This is a genomic window from Vibrio rhodolitus (assembly GCF_003350325.1).
Classification (GTDB): domain Bacteria; phylum Pseudomonadota; class Gammaproteobacteria; order Enterobacterales; family Vibrionaceae; genus Vibrio; species Vibrio rhodolitus.
The window spans coordinates 141,323-162,719 of record NZ_QLYZ01000002.1 but is presented as its reverse complement, the minus strand read 5'-3'; the positions used below and the strand labels follow the sequence as shown (position 1 = coordinate 162,719).

The following is a 21,397-nucleotide window of genomic DNA, read 5'->3' as shown; positions in this document are numbered from 1 at the left end:
AACTAGTACGAGCGATCTTGATTATTAGTACGATATTGCGACCATCGAGATGGTCGCTTTTTTAATGAGATTAAGTAGCTGTTGTGGTTACGCTACCTGCTTAACTTTAAAGTTACCTAGTAATGCTTCATACAACTCATTGTCCCCGAGAACACCTATCACGGTTTGTTCTTCCACAAGGACTAAAGGTTGGTCGGTACGCTGTTTTAGCTCAATCGCTTCACGCATAGAGATTTCTGGGTCAACCAAAACCACGCTAGATTCAACGATCGACTCTATCTCACGCTCTTGTTGTGACCAATCGACCAACGACTTGTGGCTATCCAATAATTCAATTTGGTTGTTCTGATTATCGAGCCACAATTGCTGCTTCTCGCAAATCAGCAATTTGTCCTGCTTTGTCTTAAGCTCATCACGTGTTTGCATTAATGAGCGACCTTTAAGCACATTAAGCGGATTGGTATGCGCAACAAAGTCTTTGACATAATCGTTTTCTGGCTCAAGAATAATTTGCTCTGGCTTACCATGTTGAATCAATTTACCTGACTCCATGATGGCGATATTATTGCCAATTTTTAACGCTTCATCCAAATCATGGCTAACAAACAAAATGGTCTTGTTGAGCTGTTTTTGCAGTTGAATCAATTCGTCTTGTAACTGTGTGCGAATAAGCGGATCCAGCGCCGAAAATGGTTCATCCATCAATAGAATGTCACTATCCATCGCAAAGGCGCGAGCTAGACCAACACGCTGTTGCATGCCTCCCGATAGCTCGTGGGGGAATTTATCTTCCCATTCAGCCAGCCCTACCATCTCCAGTTGCTCACGCGCTTTTTGGCGGCGCTGCTGTTTTGGTATTCCCTGCATTTCAAGCCCAAATGCCACATTATCAATCACGGTTAGCCAAGGCATTAACGCGAACTTTTGGAAAACCATTGAGACGCGATGAGTACGTAAATGGCGCAGTATTGACTCATCACAGCCAGAAAGCTCAACCATCTGGTCGCCATCTTTAATTTTCAGCGAGCCACGAGAGATTTGATTTAAGCCATTCACCGCTCGCAACAAACTCGATTTACCTGATCCTGATAAGCCCATCAGAACGCAGATTTCACCTTGTTTAATCGACAGTGACACGTTATCAACGCCAACCACTTGTCCAGTTTGATCAATAATCTCTTGGCGGCTGTTGCCGGCATCTAATAGCGCTAGTGCTTTCTGTTGCTCATTGCCGAACACCACATCAAGGTTTTCAATTGTAATTGCGTCCATGTTACGCCTCCTTCTGATTTGGTGCTTTGCACAAACGATCAAGGATGATCGCCACCAACACAATCGCCAACCCAGCTTCAAAACCTTGCGAAATATTGACCGTATTTAGTGCACGAACGACTGGCTTACCTAAGCCATCGGCACCCACTAGTGCTGCGATAACCACCATAGATAGCGATAACATGATGCATTGTGTTACACCCGCCATAATGCTCGGAAGTGCCGCAGGTAATTCAACCTTAAATAACAACTTCATCCGGCTTGCGCCAAATGCTTTACCTGCTTCAATCAGTTCTTCAGGCACTTTGGTAATACCCAAATAAGTCAGGCGTATCGGCGCGGCAATGGCAAAGATGATGGTTGAAATAAGCCCCGGCACAATACCTAAGCCGAACAGAACCAGCGTTGGAATAAGGTAAACGAAAGTCGGAACGGTTTGCATTAAATCGAGGATGGGTCTTAACAAGGTATAAAGCCAAGGACGATGCGCAGCCATAATACCTACTGGAACGCCAATTAATACGGAAATCGTTGTCGCAGCGAACACCAAGACAAAGGTTTCCAGCATTTCTTGCCAGTAGCCTAAATTTAAAATCGTCAGTAAGGCGACAACGACAAATAATACCAATGGTATGCTTCGGTGTAGCAACCAAGCTAATGCAGCCGTGATCAAAATTGGCAGAGCTGGCGGCATCCACTTAAATACATCCACAACGAACAGAATAATGCCTTCCAAGAAGAAAGAAACCGCGTCAAATAGACCCGCCGCATTGAGTGTTAACCAATCAACACCTGTTTCCATCCATTCACCTAACGGAATTTTGTTGTCCGTAATAAATTTCACAGTAAATCCTTCGTGCTTTTGATGAGCGCTAGTCACCTAGAGCTCTTAAATACAAGTTATGCTTTTGAATTTAGGTAGTTTGTAACCGCTTGAGTTGCGTCCTTACCTTCTAGCGTAGTCACGCCTTTTAGCCACGCGTCGATCTGAGTCGGGTTTGCCTTCAACCAATCTTGCGCCGCTTTCGCTGGCTTTTGTTTTTGGTTAAGAATCGCTTCCATGAGCTGGTTTTCCATCTCAAGGCTAAACTCGAGATTTTGAAGAAGTTGCCCAACGTTTTGACATTCATTGACATAGTTAGCACGCACATTGGTATAAACATTTGCACCGCCATAGTTCGGACCAAAGAAGTCATCGCCACCGGCTAAGTATTCCATTTCAACATTGCTGTTCATTGGGTGCGGAGCCCAACCAAGGTAGACAATCCACTGATCACGACGTACTGCGCGAGAAACCTGCGAAACCATCCCCGCTTCGCTAGACTCTACTAAACTAAAATCTTTCAGCCCGAATGAATCGCTATCAATCATCGATTGAATCAAACGGTTGCCGTCATTACCTGGCTCGATGCCATAAATACGGTCTTTGAATTTGTCGGCATGTTTTGCGAGGTCGGCGAAGTTTTTCACTCCAGCGTCGTAAACATATTTGGGTACCGCTAAAGTGTATTTCGCCCCTTCTAAGTTGGCACGCACGGTTTCAACAGTGCCCGCCTGGCGATACTTAGCGATATCCCCTTCCATTGTTGGCATCCAGTTACCTAGAAATACATCGATATCCCCATTTGCCATCGAAGAATAGGTTACCGGAACAGAGAGCAAATCGGTTTTGGTTTGGTAGCCCAAGCCTTTTAGAATTTCACTGGTTACTGCGGTTGTAGCTGTAATGTCTGTCCAACCGACATCAGCAAAACGAACGGTTTCACATTGGTTTGCGTATGCACCAGCAGCAAAAGTTGAAAGTGCGACAGTTGAGAGCAGTTTTGTCATGGTAGACATTTGTTTATTCCTTGTATTTGTTACTAACTTTCTATTTAAGCGAGAGAATCCAACTCTCTTTTTGGTGGATGCATGCGCTGCATCTCTTGCCAGTTCGGGGCTATCCAAACTGGAGTATCTTGTGATAATTGGAGCGGTTTACCCAAGATCATATCCGCTGCACGTTCCGCGACCATAATGGTTGGCGCATTCAAGTTGCCATTGGGAATGGTGGGGAATATTGACGAGTCGACCACGCGCAGCGCATCAATGCCTCTCACGCGGCATTGTTCATCAAGTACCGCGAGTGGATCATCGTCTGCACCCATTTTGCAGGTACATGATGGATGATAAGCACTTTCTACATTTTGTTTTACCCATGCATCAATAGCCTCATCAGAGGTGATTTCAACTCCTGGTTGAATCTCATCACCACGAAAAGCGTCCATTGCTGGTTGCGAGAGAATTTCGCGTGTTAAGCGAATACAATCACGCCAATCTTGCTTATCTTGCTCGGTAGAAATGTAGTTAAACTCAATTCTTGGCTTATCCGTTGGACGATTGGAAATGATCTCTACACTGCCGCGACTTTCTGGTTTGTTCGGTCCGACATGTACTTGGAAGCCATGACCATTAAATGCTGCTTGACCGTCATAGCGCATCGCAGCCGGAAGAAAGTGATACTGAATATTTGGCCACTTTACCCCTTCGCGAGAGCGAATAAACGCACATGACTCAAAGTGATTAGTGGCGCCAAGCCCTTTGCGAGTCAGAACCCATTCGGTACCAATCATTCCTTTACTGATCAGACCCAGTTTGCTGTTAAGCGTAATAGGTTGTTCACAATGATATTGAAAGTAGACCTCTAAGTGATCTTGTAGATTACGCCCAACGCCTGCTAAATTGTGAATAACACTGACACCAGCATTTTCAAGCACGGTACGCGGACCAATTCCTGAAAGCTGCAACAGTTGCGGTGAACCAATCGAGCCTGCACTTGAAATCACTTCTTTGCTCGCCAGACACGTTTGCTGTTTGCCTGATTTGTTAAAGACAACACCGACAGCCGTCTTGTTTTCCAGCAGGACTTTTTCCACTGTGACTCTTTTAGCCAAAGTAAAATTGCTGCGTTTTTTTGCACGGCTTAAATAAGCATTAGACGTTGAAGCTCGCACACCCTTATCGACTGTCATATGCATTGGACCAAAGCCCTCTTGCTGATAGCCGTTATAATCATCCGTTTGTGGGTATCCTGCTTCTTTGCCTGCCTCAATGAATGCTTGGTAAAGCGGGTTAAGGCTCATGTCGTTACCGTTACAAGTACCAACCGGACCGGAATCACCACGGTATTCATCTGCACCGCCAACCCAACTTTCGGCGCGCTTAAAGTAAGGCAGACAACTTTGATAATTCCAACCTTTCGCACCTTGCTGTTCCCACTCGTCAAAATCACAGGCGTGTCCACGGACATACACCATGCCGTTAATAGACGAGCTACCACCGAGCACTTTGCCGCGTGGACAGTGCAATTGGCGATCATCCAGTCCTTGTTCAGCTACTGTTTCAAACTGCCATGCGTATTTTTCACTGTTCATTGGATACGAAAGTGCGGTCGGCATTTGGATAAAAATACTCTTATCGCTCCCGCCGGCTTCAAGCAGCAGCACTTGGTAATTGCCACAAGCACTCAAACGATCTGCTAGCACACACCCCGCAGAGCCGGCACCAACGATGATATAGTCGTATTGTTTTTTCATATCAGAATCCTCGACTATTTACGCGTAAGGGCTGACGAAATCGCCCAATTCCACCAGCACACTCTTGGTTTGCGTATAGTGTTTGAGTGTGTCGACACCATTTTCACGCCCAATGCCCGAAAGCTTGTAACCGCCAACAGGCATCTCTGCTGGTGAGTCTCCCCAAGTATTGATCCAGCAGATCCCCGCTTGAAGTTGGTGAATAACTCGATGAGCCCTTGAAAGGTTTTGGGTAAATACCCCTGCCGCTAAACCATAATCTGTATTGTTAGCACGAGCGATAACCTCATCTTCATCACTAAACGTCATCACAGACATAACGGGACCAAAGATTTCCTGAGCAACATGTGCCATTGATTCATCGCAATCGACAAACACCGTTGGCGCGACAAAATTGCCTTGGCTAAGGTCACCCGTTGTGACTTTGTAGCCACCAATCAGAAGTGATGCACCGCTGTTTTTAGCTGTTTTAATCGCGCTCAACACCTTCTCTTCATGCTGTTTAGAGATCAACGCGCCAATTTGCGTCTCAGGATTAAGTGGATCGCCGATGATCAGTTTCTCAGTGCGCTGTTTCAGCCGTTCAATAAAACGCGGATAGAGATCTTGATGGACATAAACACGAGTACCGTGTGTGCAGACTTCACCTTGAGTATAGAAATTCGCCACCATTGCCGCAGAGACCGCCTGCTCAAGCGGTGCATCGGCAAAAATAATTAGCGGTGATTTGCCGCCAAGTTCCATCGTGACTTGTTTGAGCGTCGCCGCACTATCACGCATCACCGCTTTACCTGTCCCTGTTTCACCAGTAAAGGAGACTTTTGCGATAGCAGGATGAGCAGTCAGCATCTGACCCACTCGCGCATCACCTTGAACTACATTAAACACACCGTCAGGTACACCGGCTTCGCTGTAGATCTCAGCTAGCTTAAGCGCGGTTAATGGCGTTTCTTCAGAGGGCTTAAAGATCATCGCATTACCTGCGGCTAAGGCCGGTGCAGATTTCCACATCGCGATCTGAATTGGGTAATTCCATGCACCAATACCCGCGCAGATGCCTATTGGCTCCCTGCGCGTATAAAAAAACTGCGATTCACTAAGCGGTTGCTGATCGCCCTGCAGACTTGGGGCTAATCCAGCAAAGTATTCAATAACATCAGCGCCAGTTGCAATATCCACCTCAATGGCTTCCTGAATCGGCTTACCCGTGTCTAACACTTCTAAGTGTGCTAACTCATCATTGCGCTCACGTAGCAAAGCCACGGCTTTAAGTAGGATGCGACTACGCTCCGTGGCGCTCATTGCCGACCATTTTTGAAAGCCTTTTTCGGCAGACTCAATGGCTAACTCTAACACCTGTTGATCCGCTTGTTGCACCTGAGCTAGAGGTTCATTGTTGGCTGGATTGTAAGTAGTGAAATACTCCTCGGATTGACCAAAGTGCATCCCACCATTGATATAGTGTGATCTGATATCCATTTGAAGTGGTGACTCTTTATTGTTTTGTATAAAAGGTAATTTGTTTATCTAGGTAGTCATTGATGATGACGCGCGCTTGTTCAGCGTCGATACCTTCAGGGTTGAGCGTCCCGCGAAGCCAAATACCATCGATTAGTGAGGCGATACCATGCGCAATTAAATCTGCTTGCTGCGGGCTAAACATCGCTTTAAGTTCAATTTTTAGATGGGAAAGCAGACGTTTTTCGTTAACGCGTTGTAAACGCTTTAGCTGCTCGTCATGCATTGAATAAGACCAAAACGCTAGCCAAGTTTTTGCCACTTGGTTTTCTGCTTGATAGCCGACAAAGTTACCGTCAACGATGGCATTGATTCTTTGGTAGTGAGCATCCTTTGGCAATTGCTGCAATTGCTGCGTAATCGAAGATGAAAGTTGCCTTAAGATTTCTCGCATCGTTTCTTCAAGTAAACCATGCTTACCGCCAAAGTAGTGGTTAATGATCCCGGTCGATACCCCAGCCTCCTTACTAATCAACGATATACTCGCTGCATGCAAGCCAACCCGATCAATGACCGACATGGTCGCATTAACAAGCTGTGGTTTCCTGATTTGAGGCATCCCTACCTTGGGCATTTTGCATCCTTGTTATTTTTAATTGAACGGTTAGTTAAATATAGGATGCACGAATTTTACTTAGAACTCAAATCAAAATAACAATTCTGTTACCACTTGAAGTGAAAAGATACTGATAAAGCAGCATCCGATTTACATTGACACAAGATAATCAACATGCGTTCCAAAAGACAATAAGGCAAGATAAGTGGCTGTATCAAATATACATATTCCTTATAGACAATTAATCCTCCATCGCTTGCTACATTCGCTTTTTCTAGCAATTTGCCATTTGCCAACTATGTCATTAGTTAGCACTCTAAGCTTTTTATTGTCACTAAAATGCTTAGCAAAATGATTTGCTATTGATATGTTAAAGCGTGATAACACCTGAGCTCAGCGTAAAAAATTGAGTTTCAAATTGGTAGATTTAAGGTAAGCTCTGCGCCTGCAAGAAATAGAGTGTTACATTTTAAAATGGAAAATAACCACATACGATTCACCGTTTATGGATGTGTTGCGATCCTATTCTGGAGTTGCTTGTTAGCTAGCGCACGAGTTGTGACTGAACAGCTCGGTCCAATTGGCGGCTGCGCTTTACTGTATAGCGTCGCAGCTCTGTTATTAGTACTCATTCTCGGAGTACCAAAACCGTCATTATTCTCACTACGCTATCTGTTATTGGGTGGGAGTTTGTTTGTCTGTTATGAGATTTTTTTGGCTTTGTCGCTTGGTTTTTCCAATAGCCGTTCACAAGCGATCGAAGTTTCAATCGTCAACTACTTGTGGCCAGCATTAACAGTTTTGTTCTCTACTATTGGCGGCACTAAACGTCCTAACATATTGCTCTACCCTGCAATTTTGTTGGCATTCATCGGGGTTGCAATCACTGTAAGTGGCGAGCAAGGTTTCTCTTTAAATCTTTTAATTGCCAACATCAGCACTAACCCAATCGTCTATGTGATGTCTTTTACCGGAGCGGTGCTTTGGGCGGTTTACTGTAACCTCACTCGACGTCAGCAATCAAAACATAATGCTATTACGTTGTTTTTCATCGCAACAGCCATCGCCCTTTGGATTAAATATGCTTTATCCAACGAGCCCGCAATAAGCTTTAGCTGGCAGTCGAGCTTTAGTTTGTTGATCACCGCATTTTTAATGGCAGGTGGCTATGGTTTGTGGAATATCGCTATTATTGGCGGCAACATGGTGTTCTTGGCAACTTTGTCCTATTTCACGCCAGTACTGTCAGCGGTTTTCTCATCCATCATTTTGGGCGTGAGTTTAACCCACAGCTTCTGGTATGGCGTCGCGATGGTCACCTTAGGTTCGTTATTAAGCTGGTACCTGACTAGAGAAAAGCCAAAGTCCTCGTTAACGCTTGGCGAAGAATCCCCACAATAAAGCTGTTCGATTTTCTATCAGACAAAAAAAGAGAAGTACCAAGTACTTCTCTTTCACTTTTTAAGCTAGCAGTATCAACTAGAGACTGTTGTTAGTTCACCTCTAGTGACAGCGTCACTTGACTTGCGTCTTGGTCAACATCAAATCGGCTATCAAGTAAAAATACGCGTGATGCGTCAACCTTAGTGACATCGACAAGATACGCTTTAACCGATTGTGCACGCCTTTGGGCTAGTTGCCCTAACTCAGCAGGCGTTACTTGCTGCTCGTTCAGCACCAAGTTGTAGAGTGCGATATGCCAACGGCGATCGAGTTCTTCATCGGTATAATCTTTATCTTTGCTATCTAGATCTTGCTCTATCGTATCTCGAACCGCATCAGCCTCTGTACCAAACTGCTGCTGATAGGTTGCGATTAGAGCTTCTGACAGCGGACCTTGCACTGGAATAGAGCTAGCAGTTAAGTCCTGTGGTAGCTGTTCAACTGACATATTGGCTTGCTCAGCTAACTTCTGTTCGAATTTACTAAGTGCCAGTGCTTTACTGTCTTCAATCGCATCAACCGAACCATCGACAGACAGCGTTAGCATCGGGCGTGTCTCTAACGCCTCACCAAGTTGCGCAAGCTTTTCTTGTTGTTCTGCATCGAGTTGATCCACTCCAAAAGAAAAACTTACTTCGTTCAGTTCATCATCTGCATCCGCAAGTCCGGCGATAAACGAGAATGGCGCTGTGACTGCTTTGGTAATGATGTTAGATAGTGTCTGCCAAATTACTGCACCAACACTAAACTCAGGATCATTTACATCACCAGACACATCCATACCTAAGTCAATCACTCCATTACTGTCTTGCAGTAAGGCAATTGCGAGTTTGATAGGCAAATCTGTCGCTAAATCACTGTCACTTGCTTTACCCAGTTTTAGCTGATCAACCACGACATGGTTAGAACCTTGTAGCTGGTTGTTCTCCAACTTGTAGTTTAGCGCTAGCGTCAATTGACCTTTGTCGATGTAATGACCGGCATAGGTACCTGAGTAAGGGTTAACCGTGGTAAGTTCAATGCTCTTAAACAGTACGTCCAAATCCAAATAAGGCTTTTCCAATAACGGGTTGATTTCACCTTTGACTTTAACTGGTGCGTAACGGTCAATACTGCCACTAATATCTACCGACGCTTTAGTCCCTGGAATACTCGACACATGACCAATACTGCCGTGCAACTGTTCAATACCGGAAGCAAAGTTTGGTGTTAACGAGTTATCAGCAAAGAAAGCCGAACCGTCTTTAAACGAAATATTGCGCACTTTCAAAGCAAATGGCTTGCTGGCACCCGCTGCCGTACTACTTGTTTTTGCACTATTTTGCTTAGCTGCCGTTGGCTGCTCCACAACCAAATCACCAATATTGGTGGTTCGATCTTTGTTGATCACCACTCGCGCGTAAGGTTGGCTTAAGCTTAGTGTATCGATATCAAGTTTGGATTTATTGAGATCGAAGGCAAACTTGTTGACCGCTAAAGAGCGCCACTTAACAAACGGCTTTTTCAGCTTGTTGTCACGTACAGATAGATGATTAACCGCAGCGCTACCACTGGCAACAACCTTGCCATTAGCGTCAGCACTCAGCTTAGTATTAGCTGTAAACTCACCACTGGTTAATGTAGCGTTAACCGCAGTAGCAATGTACGGCTGGAACTGAGCAAGCTTAAGTGATTTGACGGCAATATCTGCATCGACACTCTGCTTTAGTACATCCGCCTCACCTCTTACGCTCAAATCACCTTTACCATTTAGAGACGCAGATAGATCAAACTCTATTGGCTGAGACAGATCGCTCACTATCGATTTAGTTGATAAGTTAATCGCAGCCAGTTGCCATTTATTGGCTTTATTGGTGAGCAAGTTTTCTTCAACATTTAGCGCGTAGTCTTTAAGCTCAATACCGCCTAGCGTCACCAACCATGGTTTCGTCATGCTGCCAGAATCAGTATCTACAGTGTTCGCCGTGCTTTTCGCTTCGTCACTCTGCTTATCGGCTCCAGCGGTGTTGTCGCTACTTTGCTCCGCGTTCGCGCTCGATTTAGGAGTAAATAACTCAGCAAGATCCGCGCCCTTAGCATCAACTTTTGCTGAGACCACTAATCCATTAGAGTCAATGCCGTCAACGATAACTTGTTGAGTCGCTGTATTCGCCGCAATACCTTTAATCGCAAAGCTTTGCAGTGAAACCACTGATTTACCGTAAGCATCAAAATTGAGTTGTTCAAGCGACAAATCACCAGAGTCGGTCACTACAGTAACAACATCTTGCTCTGGCGTTTCACCTAGCGTTTGCTCAACAGTGTATTGAGTAGCAAAACTCAATTTACCCGAGCTTAATTTGGCAGCAAACTCGTGATCAGCAAAGCTCCACAGTTTCGGTAATTGAATGTCTTTGATTGCAACATTACCAACCACACGTAATGGTTTTAACTGCAACTGACCTTCGAGTGCAACGTTAGCTGAATCGTTGTCAGTGATATCAACCCGGTAGTGATTAAGTTGAGCATCGCCACTCAAGAGATTCTGCGTAGCAAAATCAGACACAGTAACGTTGATACTTGGGTATGCAAGTTGCGTATCTGTGACTGCATCATAGAAGTAGATTTCACCGTTAGTCAGCGCCGTTTGCTTGATGTAGACCGGGAATAGTGGCGCGTTTCTATCAACCACCTCTTCATTTGACTGCTCGTTTTCCTGAGCTGGTGGGCTATTTTTCTCTACCGCGGCAAGAATGTCGCTAAAGTTAAAAGTGGTTTGCGGAGAGTCAGACAGCCTGTCAATCTTTACCAACGGCTGGTCCAGTTTGATGTACTCTACTTCAAGCTGACCATTTAGGATTGATTGCCAAAAGTTAACTTGCAGTGCAGCTTGGTTAAATTGAACAAATGGTTTATCCCCTTCAAGGATCGCAAACTGATCGATGCTAATTTGCAGAGTGAACGGGTTAATTGCGACTTTGCCCAGTTGAACAGGACGCTCAATTAGGCTAGAAAGTTGTTTAGGAACCTGTTGCTCTGCAACATAAGGAACTAAAGCGCCGACTAGCGCTGCATACGTTAGGTATCCACCAGCAGAATACGTTGCCCAACGAATTGCGCGCGGCAAAGTTCGAAACTTTGTGACCGCTTGACTAAACTTGCTCGACATTATGACTTCTTACTCCTTCGCCTATATCGAATAATATGCGCATTATACGCGGAACTTGTTGTTCGTTTTGTCAGAACCATTCAAATTCAACTGCTTATAAGTAATCGAACGTGATCTGTTTCTAGAGATTTAACTGATATAAAAAAGTCGCTGAGAGAAATCGACACCAACTCCTTTCAACGACCTTTCGCAATACAGCTAGACACTATTTTTGTAGTTGCTCTTTAGCCGCTTCTACCTTTGCAAAATCAAGACCTAGCTCATCAACCGCTTCTTTGATTAATGCTGGATTTTGCATCACCTGCGCCATCAACATTTGCAGCTTATCTTGCGGTAAACCTAGTTGGGCAATGGTCGCCATTGCTGCAAGTGGGTTTTGCGTCAACGTCTCGAAAATCTCGCTGATTTGCTCATCGCTAATATTGTTTTCTTTCAGCAGTGCGATAATAGGGTTCATCTCAATACCTTTCACATTCAATTAATATCTTGAGCGTAAGTTTATCACTAACTGTTACGCCGTCTAAGCAGATTGTGCCCTGCCTCGCCTGATTGAGCATTAGTTAAACTAACCAGACAAGCTAGCCGCGCTTGGCTATTTAACCAGTTGCTGATCGACGAGCGAATCAAGCACAACCAAAGCTGCTAACGAGCAAACTTCGCGCTCTTCAGTGCCGATAAAGCGAAGTTCTTCAATTTCGGCATCGGCTGCTAATTCACCGCTGAAATCAGCAAAATAACAAGTCAATTGAACCGTCACACCACTTGCTTTACCATCTGCTTGCGCACTATACGTTCCAGCGTATTTGATAGTATCTCTATCTAAATCAACCGACAGCTCTTCTTTGATTTCACGCACAAGCGCTTGCTGATCGCTTTCACCTTGTTCACGCTTACCACCCGGCAGGTAGAACAACTCTTTTCCTTTCGAGCGTACGGCTAGAAACTTACCATCTTGGATAGTAATCCACGCCAATTTATCAATGATTTTGTCCACTTGCATATCAACCTTATTGGAATTTAAAGCGGATTATAACGAAATCTCTCGAATACGGGCTAGCGTTTCATTTACTGACAATAGCGCCATATAGATTTCGTTATATCCCAATTACATTCAATGTAATTGGGTTATAAGTAGTTATTATCAGGTGCGCTGTTAAGATTCACCGCGCAAACTCAGTTAACCACTGTATTTGATTTATTGATGTTTGCTAACAACGTTTAGTAGGTGTTCTCTTACCTAGTCCAGTCTATGGATGAACAGAGTAATCTCATAAAAAAGCAACAAATCGAACTGGTTTTGTTTTAGTCTAGGTTTCACAAAATTCCGGCTGAGGAATCAAGGCTAAAGCAACTCCAGTTCACCCTTTTAAATCTGCTCGTCAGTCGCTATTTTTAGATTCCCTCCCTTCAACAACAACCTCCAAACAATCGAATCAGATATCACAAAAACGCTTGCTGGCACTTTGCCAAACTTCGAATTCGCTTATAGTCTCTTTCTCTTTAACCCGATGTAATTATCTTAGGAGCCCCGAAATTGCAGTACGTCGGTGAATTATCAGCGCTATCAGCCGCTGCGGTGTGGGCAATCGCCACTTGGATTTACGGTCAATTTAGCCATCACTTTTCTGCACTTCAACTTAATATCGTTAAGGGTGTTATCGCATCGCTAATGATGGCACTCGTTATCCCTTTAACAGCTACTATTCCCGATTCAATTGACTCAAAGCATTTACTGGTACTAGCCGTCTCAGGTGTTATCGGTATTGCTATTGGTGACAGTGCCTATTTTGCCTCGTTGAAACGTATTGGCGCCAATAAAACGTTACTACTCGAGTCTCTCGCGCCGCCACTGTCTGGCATATTAGCGTTAGTTTTCCTTGGCAGTGTGCTACCTATTCAAAGTTGGCTTGGGGTGGTGATCACCACTGTCGCGGTGACCTTCGTGATACTTCAGCCAAATAACACTGGGCAAAGCACTGTATCTTGGTCGGGTATTGGCTTTGGTTTGCTCGCGAGCACATGTCAGGCAACCGGTGTGGTGATATCACACTACGCTTTAGTTGCGGGGGATTTACCGCCACTACTTGGCGCATTTATCCGCTTAGTGGTAGGTGTATTGGCGGTAGTATTGATCATTATATTTGCTGAAAAACAGCCGTTTAAGCAGATAAAAAATCATTTTAAACAACTGACTCAACGAGCCTTTTTGACATTGCTTTTAGCGATTTTTGTTGGCACATTCCTCGCGTTGTGGCTACAACAATCAGCCTTAAAGTACGCGAACCCTGCCATTGCTCAGACCATCATCGCAACCAGTCCACTGTTTATGCTGGCGATCTGTGCATTCAAAGGGGAAAAGCCAACGATGAAAAGCATTGTAGGTACGCTAGCGGCTATTGCTGGCATCTCTTTGTTCTTCCTAGATTAGCCACCAACCCTAAGGGTTTGATCTTGATATCAAACCCTTACTGTCGCGCTTTTGACCGTTACTACTTGTTTATCTTTGATTTCAAAAATATTGTTGATCTGCGCGAGTACATTTCTATCGTGAGAAACAACCAAAACAATTGAATCCTTTAACTCAGTGCGAATGTACTTAAGCATGGCGACGACATCGAGCGGCGAGAGGTTAATTAAAGCCTCATCTAACACAACCAAGCGCTTATGTTTATCTAGGCTCATATAAAGTAGCAGCTTTCTTTTTTGCCCCGTCGACATTTCGATGGTTGAAATATCACGCTGGAAAATAAACTCATAATCTATCGGTATGTCGTTAAAGATCGCAGTGCATATTTGCGCGATACGATTGGCATCACGTATGCCGCGTAGATAAAAGTTGGAGTAGATTGAACCACGTATAAAATCACTACTCGGGTCAAGATAAGCGACCAACTTAGCAAACACCGCCCTATCTAGGTCAATACCATTATAGAATTCGTTATATTGCACTGCACCGGTGTACTCTGTATGGTTTTGTAGAATACTTGCCATTAAAGTGGATTTACCGCAGCCTATATTCCCCGCAAAACCATAGATATTGCCTTTGGTTAACGTTAGATTGATATCTTCGAGTAGAACTCGCTCATCAACAGAAATGGTTAGATTTTTCAGCTTAACACTTGAAATACCATCCACCATCAACCCTTTTTTCATCAAACGAGCTTCTATCTTTTCGAACACGTCCTTAAATGCGGTATTGAGATGGTAAGTTGAGGTTAAGATGAAAAAGCTTTTTGTCACCAAACTAATCATGCTTGAGGATGCACGCCCATTAAGGATAAGCAAAGCGATTAAGACATTAAAAATCTCAGTATTGGCTTTAGAGGCGAAAAAGATAGTACTAAACAGCACAAAGCTAGCAAGAAATGAGCTTAGTCTGACAAACTCGTCCCAGTTAAAATTAAACGTCGCAATGTCATGATCACTGGAAAAAGACTTCTTGCACGATAACTCAAAGTTATTCAAGGTCGCTTCAGTATCAAAAAATCTCAGTTGCTTGTTGTTTTTATAGTAAGAAATCCGCTCGTTGAGCAGATCCTGCTGCGCCGACTCATGCTCAATATATAAGGTGTAATTACGGTATCTCAAGTAAGTAGAGACAATAACTATCGCAAGATAAAAAGCGAGTAAAAGCAGAGCTTGTGATCCGATAAAAACAAACAGCAGCGCGACGACTAAAGAGAAATTCACCACGTCAATGATCAAACCGGACAAGTTGTCCCATATTACCTTGCGGTTAGATTCAACCATCCTCACTTTAGTCAGCACATCTTTATGTCTAAAAAAAGGCATGACACTAAGAATATAGCGTTCGATCTTCAATGCATTTTTGTCTACTGCGGTTAAGTGGTGTTTCTTAATAAAATGCTTGAGGGAATACTCGATACCCCACAATAGAACAAATGCTGTGGTGACATACAACAAGGTTGAAATTAACTCATTGAAGATCAGCCGAGTGTTAAACAAATTGGCATAAAACGCCGGAATTAAGATAAAGGGTACCGCGGCAATAAGGAGAAAATTGATGCGCGGATAAAGTGAAAAGATGGTTTCGATGAATTGGCGACTCGATAGTTTTTTAGGATACTGCTGAATATGGACGACTTCTTTGCCGATCAGGTGCTCGGTATCAATAGGCTTTTTGTCCTCAGCGACAAAAGAGGTACCAACTCGATGAACGTAACTCGCATCACTTTCCAACGTGACAAACGAATCTGGCAGATCATTGCTGTCTTTTACTGTTAGTCGCTCAAAATGATAATCAAACAATGAGTCTTGAAATAGCGCATCCAGGTAGGTGATAAACGAATCTAAATTCTCGTAACTTAGCCGCTCAAACGCTTTCCAATCAAAGTCAGCCTTTGAATCTACAATTAACTTCTTAACGGTTGCTTTCATCTACATCTCAGTCTGTTAGCAAACCAAGTTCTTGGTTTGATTGGCTATGTCATTCGCCGCAAAGGTTGAATTCAACTTTCGTCACCTTTGCGGCGCTACGATTTATACTTCTGCCTCTAAGACAGGCTGCTCTGAAGTTAGGTATTGAGATTCAAATTCACTCGACGCAACAGGTTTACCGAAGTGATAACCTTGGAAGTATTCACAACCAACCTCAACCAATTTGTCGACTTGCTGCTGCACCTCAACGCCTTCCGCCTGTACTTGGATATTCATTTGTTCTGCCATCATCATGACCGACTTAACCAAGTTGAAACTCGATTCGTCTCCTTCCGATATGCCGTTGATAATGTCGCGATCAATCTTCAATCGATCGATCTCAAAGTCTCTTAAGTTAATCAGCGACGTATAACCTGTACCAAAATCATCAATGAAAGTTTTCAAACCAAGATTATGCAGCTGTCTGATCTTGTCTCGAGCCGCAGCAGAGTTGCCAGAAATGGTATCCTCAGTGATCTCTATGGCGATAGAACCAGGGTTAACGCCTGATTTCTTGAGGTTAATTTCGATGTCATTAACAAAGTTTGGTGACAGCAGTAGCTCGCTGGTAGCGTTAATCGACGCGATCCATTCATGTTGCCAACAACCCTGCTTTTGCCATTTTGAAACTTGGTGAATCGTTGAATGTACAACCCAAAGTTCGACCTCAACCGACACCCCTTCTTGTTTAGCCAGTTTGAATAACTCATAGTTTGAGATTGGTCCGCGCACAGGGTCTATCCAACGAATAAACGCTTCTGCACCAATCAAACTTCCGTCAGCACGAGTTTGAGGCTGGTAAACTAAAGAAAAGCTTCCTTCGTGAATGGCATTTTTAAGTGACTCGCCAATCGGTAGCGCAGTCGCTATGCGTATGTCATGCAAAATCGAGGCAACGCGATCAAGCTCACCGGAAGTTTGCTCAATAACGTCTGTGGTAATTTGCTGGGTGCGAGTAATATCGTCAGACATCTGCACAACACGATTCGACATGCCATCAACTGCAGAGGTAACAAATCCAGCTTCCACCCCCATTCTTTCTGCGTGTTGTGCGAGGATTTTCTCCATATTTTCATTGGCAGCCGCCATGGTTTCCATGCGCCCTGACATGCTTGAAAGAGCCTTGGCGGCTTCATTCGCTAAGCTATTCATATTCTCGGCATATTGAGCAAAAAACTGCTCCATTTTTTGGTTAGTTCGCAGTTGTTCCTCGCGAATACTTTGCATCTGCTCAGCTTGATTGAGTGCAATTTGGTTATGCTGGTCAAGGCTTTGATTAAACTGCTTGACCACTGTCGAGCCTGAGTTCGATTCGAGCAAAGTATGTAAGTCAGTCCAGGTTTTTTCTTTGTCATGCACCAGCTCTAAGGTTTGCTGAAGCGTAACATGCACTTGCTCGAAGTTCTGATTGATGATGTTTTGTTCTGTATCAAACAGCGGCGCGATACGATCGCCATCAAATCGACTTCCCTCACTACTCACTTGGTGAAGATCAAAAAATGAATTGAGGTAGTTTGAAGCGACGAGAATAGAGACAGACGTACCAACACCCAGGATGGATGTTAAGAACGCAAGTGACATTGAGTCCAGCGCCAAACCAATTGAGTTAAGCAGCAAAGCCATACGCTCGGTAAAATCACCTGATGCGTTTAGACCAGCAGCGATGCCGGAAATCATATTCGCCAAACCAACAAAAGTACCGATCAGACCAAATGACACCGCCAAAGACGATGATAGCGTTACCTGACTACGAAAATACTCGATATTGGCGAATTTATGGTGCCTAAAGAAAAACGCAACACAGAAAACTGAAATCGGATAGAGGTAAGTGATTGCGATTAGCGCTGTTATCTCTGGTGAAAGCTCAAAACACTCGTATATAAACTCCCTTGAGCCATCAAAGTAATACGCTAATGCTGGTATCGTGATGTAAACCAGCAATCCAAAAATGTACATTAATCTATCTCCCACCGTACTTTCGATAACACTGATGTTGTCGCTACTATTTCTGTACTAATCTTCGTTTCTTCAGGTAAATCCAATATATTTAAAAGACGCATTATGTTAACTGCGCTTTTCTTTTCAGAGTCTCGACTTTCAATCGTGAAAGTAATATTGCGAGCACCAATTAACTGACCTTTAATTTGATCAACTAACTCTGGTTTCAACTTAAAATTCACCACATATTTAAATTCTTGCTTTACTAAATCCGCACTAAGAATTTCACGATAAGAGATCGGCGAATATGCCTTATCTTCTTCGACGTCGACTACAGCCTCTAATTTTGCTGCCGATGTAATTGCGGTTGACGTTTGTATCAGGAAGAAAATACACACCAGCACCATAACAATTAATGAAGATGCCAACGCATCAACAAATGGTGCAAGAGAATCATCATCCATTTGCGCTCTCCTCTTGCTGAGTTTCCTCTATTGGGTTGAGGTTGATGTCGATAAAGCAGGTATTGAATACTTCCTTTTCTGCTATCGTATACATTGGTGCAACCGGGATCGCATCATCAAAATACTGCGTCATTGTGATGTAGTTGTAAGTACTGATTTCTGTCATTTGACGTTCAGATGAGTTAAATCCATAAGTGCAGCCATTTTGATAAGAAATAACTCTATCATCTATTCCAGCCACTTCTGTTTTTAGTATGACTTCCCGTATCAATTGGGGCTCAATATAACTGCTTTCCATAACATAACGATATTTAACATCATTAATCCGGACTAAGCCTGTCGTTGGCATTATCGCTTGAACAAATGCGAGCAATGTTGCAATAACCACTAGAACAATAACTGCAAGTGCCGATGAAATGGCTGATACAAATCCAATCATTTACCAAACCTCAAACTTAATATCACTCGGAAGCACGCTAAAAATAAACTCCATAACATTAATTTTGTCGTCAACCACAAACACTTGCACATCAATCCCTAAATTTAACGAAAGATCTAAGAACTCCTGATCTGGCTTTATTGTCACGCGATAGTATCGCTTGCCATTTTTATTTTGTTCATCATAGGCGATTGAGTCTGAGCTCAACTCAACAATGGTTCCGCTAAATATTTCATTAAACCCCGGAGAATTAATTTTTAGACGAACTTCTCGGCCAATATTGAGAAAATGTCGGTATCTTGAGTCAAATTTGGCAGTTACTTCTTGCGAAGCTCCTTCTTTTTTCAACACGAACATTTGTGACGCTTCTTGTACAAACGTTCCTACCGCAAGTCCGTCAGTCAGCTCCAATATGCTGCCGTTTATTGGCGAGCGAATAACAGATTTTTTCTTCTTCTCAGCCAGCAATTGTTGTTGATAGGTTTTCTCGGTGATCTTGGATTTCAGGCTGTTGATTTGCTCATCTAAAGTCAGCAAACGCTCAGAGCGACGCATTTGAAAAACCATCAATTTGTCAGTCAGTTTTTTCTTTGCTTCCAACTCTGAAATCATAAACGAAACCAACTCGGTATTCAGATCGCTTAGCTCCGTTTCTAGATCGTAAAAGCGTATGGTTTCACCTTTACCTTTGCGAAGGGCATTGCGTTTTTTGGTAAGAATTTTGCGTTTTTTATACAGCTCATCAGCCTTTTTCTTACGCTCTAGAGCTAGATCAACAAGGAATTTTTGCTCTAGAAGGTAGTCTTCGTAGAAACTCAAAATATAGAGCCCGCCAGCGCCTGCCGATGGGGAGGCTTTTTGACAACCATAATCAGAATGACTAATAGGTGACGCTGAAAATTGATCACTGACTAAGAAGCAACGTTCATCTTCATGTTGCACCAACAAGCGAGTGTCCTGCTCAAGTTCTACCGTAATTTGTTGTAATTGATATTCATCAACAAGATTGCGATAGCGCAACATCGCCTGACCAATTTCAAGCTTCTCACCTTGAGAGACCATCAAATCAACGATATAGCTGTTTGATGGTGCTTTTAACGATACGTTACTCTCTTTGATCCCCGTTAACCCAGAACCAGGAGCCACTACCTCCACTTCCTTAAAGAGTAGGATATAGAGTAGTAACGTGGCTATTGCGATGCTGACTAACAGCTTATGTTTTCTGCTAACAATCATGGTCGACTAGTAAATCTTTTGCGATTTCAGCTCCATTAGTTCATAGAGTTGGTCGTACAAACTCAACTCCATGTTAAGTAGCGCGATTTCAGACTGATTGAGAGACGAGATGCTTTCAGCAATATCTAGATAAGTAACTTTATCTGTGTAGATTTCATTTTTCTGATTTTCAATAAGCTCTCGATTGATGCGTAATTGCTCAATCAAGTTGTTGCGTTTTGCCATGGTATTTTCATAGTCCAAGGCGGTCGCATCGAGCTGTGCGAGGAATTTTTGCACGCCCATGTCATATCGTTCTTTTTCCGCTTTATAGAGTTCCAATGCCGATTCTTGGTCAGCACCAATACCGTGGTTGTACAAATCGTAAGTGACGTTAAGACCAAAATACGAATCGTCTGTATCGCCCCATTCGTACTGATCGTTACCACCATAAAGCGCCACATGGGTCTCATTAACTAAATCAATTTTTAGCCGTTCACGCTGCGCTTTCGCACTTTGTAACGTCGCCTTAAGTAGGTATTCAGTGGAGCGCAGACCGTAGTTATCTCGGATAAGAGCGTGGCTATCAAATTTAGTCACATTGATATCTAACACCGAAACAAGCTTGTTGTAGTCAATTCCAATTCGCTGGGTTTGCTCTTGGCTACCGAGTTCCAAACCCGTTTCGATCCTTAGATCGCGAAAGTAGCGATCAATATTTGAAACAACGGCGAAGACTTGCTCTTCAAAGCGCGACTTGGTTAACTCCACTTCCATCGCATCTGATTGGGTCGATACCCCTGCTTCCGTGGCGTTAAGCTGTTTTTGATAGAAGTTTTCCAACTCGACACGGATTTCATCGGTTTGGCGCTTAAATTCACGGGTTAACTCAACCTTTGTCAGGTATTTGAGCACCACGTAGTAGATTTCTAACTCTTTTCCTTTGAGGTTCATCTCGCCAGACAAGCGATTGTTTTCACTGGCATCAATACGGTCATCAGTGCTTGAACCCCAAACTTTGGCTCTGAGTGTCAGTATAGCCTTACCAGTACTATCGGGATCGGGACGAGGTTCGCCGTAATACTCTTTTTGTTCTGATGAAAGCGTGGCTGTTGGGTAGAAGTAGCTCTCCTCTTTATCTTTTAAGATCTCGGTTGAGCGGAGTTCGTAATTTAACGCTTTATACTCATAAGAGATATCTAACGCTTGGTTAAGCACCTCTCTAAAGCCCAAATCATAATTTGCAAGTGGAGTCTGAGACGACGAGTCCACTACATTATTGCTTGATATTACTACCGCATTTTCATCAGCAAAAACTGAAATTGGCATCAAGCAAAACACGCCAAGTAGCGCACCTGCCAATCTAAACGACTGAATGTTATCCATCTGATT

Annotated in this window: 17 protein-coding genes; 2 read left to right on the top strand and 15 right to left on the bottom strand. The window is 43.5% G+C overall.

The features are described from left to right. Window positions 1-87: 87 nt before the first annotated feature. Genes choV through betI form a run of 6 tightly spaced genes read right to left on the bottom strand, consistent with a single transcriptional unit; the run spans window position 88 to window position 6,939 of the window. A complete protein-coding gene (gene choV, locus DPF93_RS02625; RefSeq protein ID WP_114764668.1) occupies window positions 88-1,272 on the bottom strand; it encodes a choline ABC transporter ATP-binding protein in 1,185 nt (394 codons plus the stop codon). A gap of 1 nt (window position 1,273) precedes the next feature. After that, complete coding sequence (gene choW, locus DPF93_RS02620) at window positions 1,274-2,116, bottom strand: choline ABC transporter permease subunit (protein ID WP_114764836.1); 843 nt, start codon at window positions 2,114-2,116, stop codon at window positions 1,274-1,276. Window positions 2,117-2,172: 56 nt separating this feature from the next. Continuing rightward, window positions 2,173-3,111, bottom strand: coding sequence for a choline ABC transporter substrate-binding protein (locus tag DPF93_RS02615; protein ID WP_114764667.1), 939 nt, complete (start codon window positions 3,109-3,111; stop codon window positions 2,173-2,175). 35 nt (window positions 3,112-3,146) lie between these two features. Beyond that, window positions 3,147-4,847, bottom strand: coding sequence for a choline dehydrogenase (betA, locus tag DPF93_RS02610; protein WP_114764666.1), 1,701 nt, complete (start codon window positions 4,845-4,847; stop codon window positions 3,147-3,149). Window positions 4,848-4,865: 18 nt separating this feature from the next. Next, window positions 4,866-6,326, bottom strand: coding sequence for a betaine-aldehyde dehydrogenase (gene betB, locus DPF93_RS02605; RefSeq protein ID WP_114764665.1), 1,461 nt, complete (start codon window positions 6,324-6,326; stop codon window positions 4,866-4,868). Between the two features lie 16 nt (window positions 6,327-6,342). Continuing rightward, window positions 6,343-6,939, bottom strand: a complete 597-nt coding sequence (gene betI, locus DPF93_RS02600) for a transcriptional regulator BetI (RefSeq protein WP_114764664.1) — start codon at window positions 6,937-6,939, stop codon at window positions 6,343-6,345. 456 nt (window positions 6,940-7,395) lie between these two features. Here betI and yddG point away from each other — a divergent pair, with 456 nt between their 5' ends. After that, window positions 7,396-8,322 carry an aromatic amino acid DMT transporter YddG gene (gene yddG / locus DPF93_RS02595; protein WP_114764663.1) on the top strand — a complete coding sequence of 309 codons (927 nt, stop codon included), beginning with the start codon at window positions 7,396-7,398 and terminating at the stop codon, window positions 8,320-8,322. Window positions 8,323-8,413: 91 nt separating this feature from the next. Here yddG and DPF93_RS02590 read toward each other — a convergent pair whose 3' ends face one another. The 3 genes from DPF93_RS02590 to DPF93_RS02580 form a co-directional block, all read right to left on the bottom strand. Further along, a complete protein-coding gene (locus tag DPF93_RS02590; RefSeq protein WP_114764662.1) occupies window positions 8,414-11,512 on the bottom strand; it encodes a DUF748 domain-containing protein in 3,099 nt (1,032 codons plus the stop codon). A 205-nt stretch (window positions 11,513-11,717) separates the two neighbouring features. Further along, window positions 11,718-11,969, bottom strand: coding sequence for a DUF2999 family protein (locus DPF93_RS02585; protein WP_114764661.1), 252 nt, complete (start codon window positions 11,967-11,969; stop codon window positions 11,718-11,720). 135 nt (window positions 11,970-12,104) lie between these two features. Continuing rightward, window positions 12,105-12,506 carry an NUDIX hydrolase gene (locus DPF93_RS02580; protein ID WP_114764835.1) on the bottom strand — a complete coding sequence of 134 codons (402 nt, stop codon included), beginning with the start codon at window positions 12,504-12,506 and terminating at the stop codon, window positions 12,105-12,107. A 540-nt stretch (window positions 12,507-13,046) separates the two neighbouring features. Between DPF93_RS02580 and DPF93_RS02575 the strand changes: the two genes are divergently transcribed. Then, window positions 13,047-13,940: a DMT family transporter gene (locus tag DPF93_RS02575; protein ID WP_114764660.1), complete on the top strand. Its 894-nt coding sequence runs from the start codon at window positions 13,047-13,049 to the stop codon at window positions 13,938-13,940. 29 nt (window positions 13,941-13,969) lie between these two features. On the opposite strand, the gene DPF93_RS02570 is transcribed toward DPF93_RS02575, so the two are convergent. The 6 genes from DPF93_RS02570 to DPF93_RS02545 form a co-directional block, all read right to left on the bottom strand. Then, complete coding sequence (locus tag DPF93_RS02570) at window positions 13,970-15,910, bottom strand: ATP-binding cassette domain-containing protein (RefSeq protein ID WP_114764659.1); 1,941 nt, start codon at window positions 15,908-15,910, stop codon at window positions 13,970-13,972. Window positions 15,911-16,012: 102 nt separating this feature from the next. Then, a complete protein-coding gene (locus DPF93_RS02565) occupies window positions 16,013-17,905 on the bottom strand; it encodes an EAL domain-containing protein (protein ID WP_114764658.1) in 1,893 nt (630 codons plus the stop codon). After that, complete coding sequence (locus tag DPF93_RS02560) at window positions 17,905-18,351, bottom strand: hypothetical protein (RefSeq protein ID WP_114764657.1); 447 nt, start codon at window positions 18,349-18,351, stop codon at window positions 17,905-17,907. The genes DPF93_RS02565 and DPF93_RS02560 overlap by 1 nt, the downstream gene beginning before the upstream one ends. After that, the gene (locus DPF93_RS02555; protein WP_114764656.1) at window positions 18,344-18,790 is read right to left on the bottom strand and encodes a hypothetical protein; all 447 of its coding nucleotides are present in this window, start codon (window positions 18,788-18,790) and stop codon (window positions 18,344-18,346) included. The genes DPF93_RS02560 and DPF93_RS02555 overlap by 8 nt, the downstream gene beginning before the upstream one ends. Then, window positions 18,791-19,936: an HlyD family secretion protein gene (locus DPF93_RS02550; protein ID WP_164675294.1), complete on the bottom strand. Its 1,146-nt coding sequence runs from the start codon at window positions 19,934-19,936 to the stop codon at window positions 18,791-18,793. Window positions 19,937-20,032: 96 nt separating this feature from the next. After that, the gene (locus DPF93_RS02545; RefSeq protein ID WP_114764654.1) at window positions 20,033-21,391 is read right to left on the bottom strand and encodes a TolC family protein; all 1,359 of its coding nucleotides are present in this window, start codon (window positions 21,389-21,391) and stop codon (window positions 20,033-20,035) included. Between the last annotated feature and the right edge of the window lie 6 nt (window positions 21,392-21,397).

Bases quoted from the DNA above. Each gene is read 5' to 3' on its own strand.
- DPF93_RS02590 (WP_114764662.1), bottom strand. From the start codon at position 11,512: ATGTCGAGCAAGTTTAGTCAAGCGGTCACAAAGTTTCGAACTTTGCCG.
- yddG (WP_114764663.1), top strand. From the start codon at position 7,396: ATGGAAAATAACCACATACGATTCACCGTTTATGGATGTGTTGCGATC.
- DPF93_RS02560 (WP_114764657.1), bottom strand. From the start codon at position 18,351: ATGGATGATGATTCTCTTGCACCATTTGTTGATGCGTTGGCATCTTCA.
- betI (WP_114764664.1), bottom strand. From the start codon at position 6,939: ATGCCCAAGGTAGGGATGCCTCAAATCAGGAAACCACAGCTTGTTAAT.
- DPF93_RS02545 (WP_114764654.1), bottom strand. From the start codon at position 21,391: ATGGATAACATTCAGTCGTTTAGATTGGCAGGTGCGCTACTTGGCGTG.
- betA (WP_114764666.1), bottom strand. From the start codon at position 4,847: ATGAAAAAACAATACGACTATATCATCGTTGGTGCCGGCTCTGCGGGG.
- DPF93_RS02555 (WP_114764656.1), bottom strand. From the start codon at position 18,790: ATGATTGGATTTGTATCAGCCATTTCATCGGCACTTGCAGTTATTGTT.
- betB (WP_114764665.1), bottom strand. From the start codon at position 6,326: ATGGATATCAGATCACACTATATCAATGGTGGGATGCACTTTGGTCAA.
- DPF93_RS02615 (WP_114764667.1), bottom strand. From the start codon at position 3,111: ATGTCTACCATGACAAAACTGCTCTCAACTGTCGCACTTTCAACTTTT.
- choV (WP_114764668.1), bottom strand. From the start codon at position 1,272: ATGGACGCAATTACAATTGAAAACCTTGATGTGGTGTTCGGCAATGAG.
- DPF93_RS02570 (WP_114764659.1), bottom strand. From the start codon at position 15,910: ATGAAAGCAACCGTTAAGAAGTTAATTGTAGATTCAAAGGCTGACTTT.
- DPF93_RS02585 (WP_114764661.1), bottom strand. From the start codon at position 11,969: ATGAACCCTATTATCGCACTGCTGAAAGAAAACAATATTAGCGATGAG.
- DPF93_RS02565 (WP_114764658.1), bottom strand. From the start codon at position 17,905: ATGTACATTTTTGGATTGCTGGTTTACATCACGATACCAGCATTAGCG.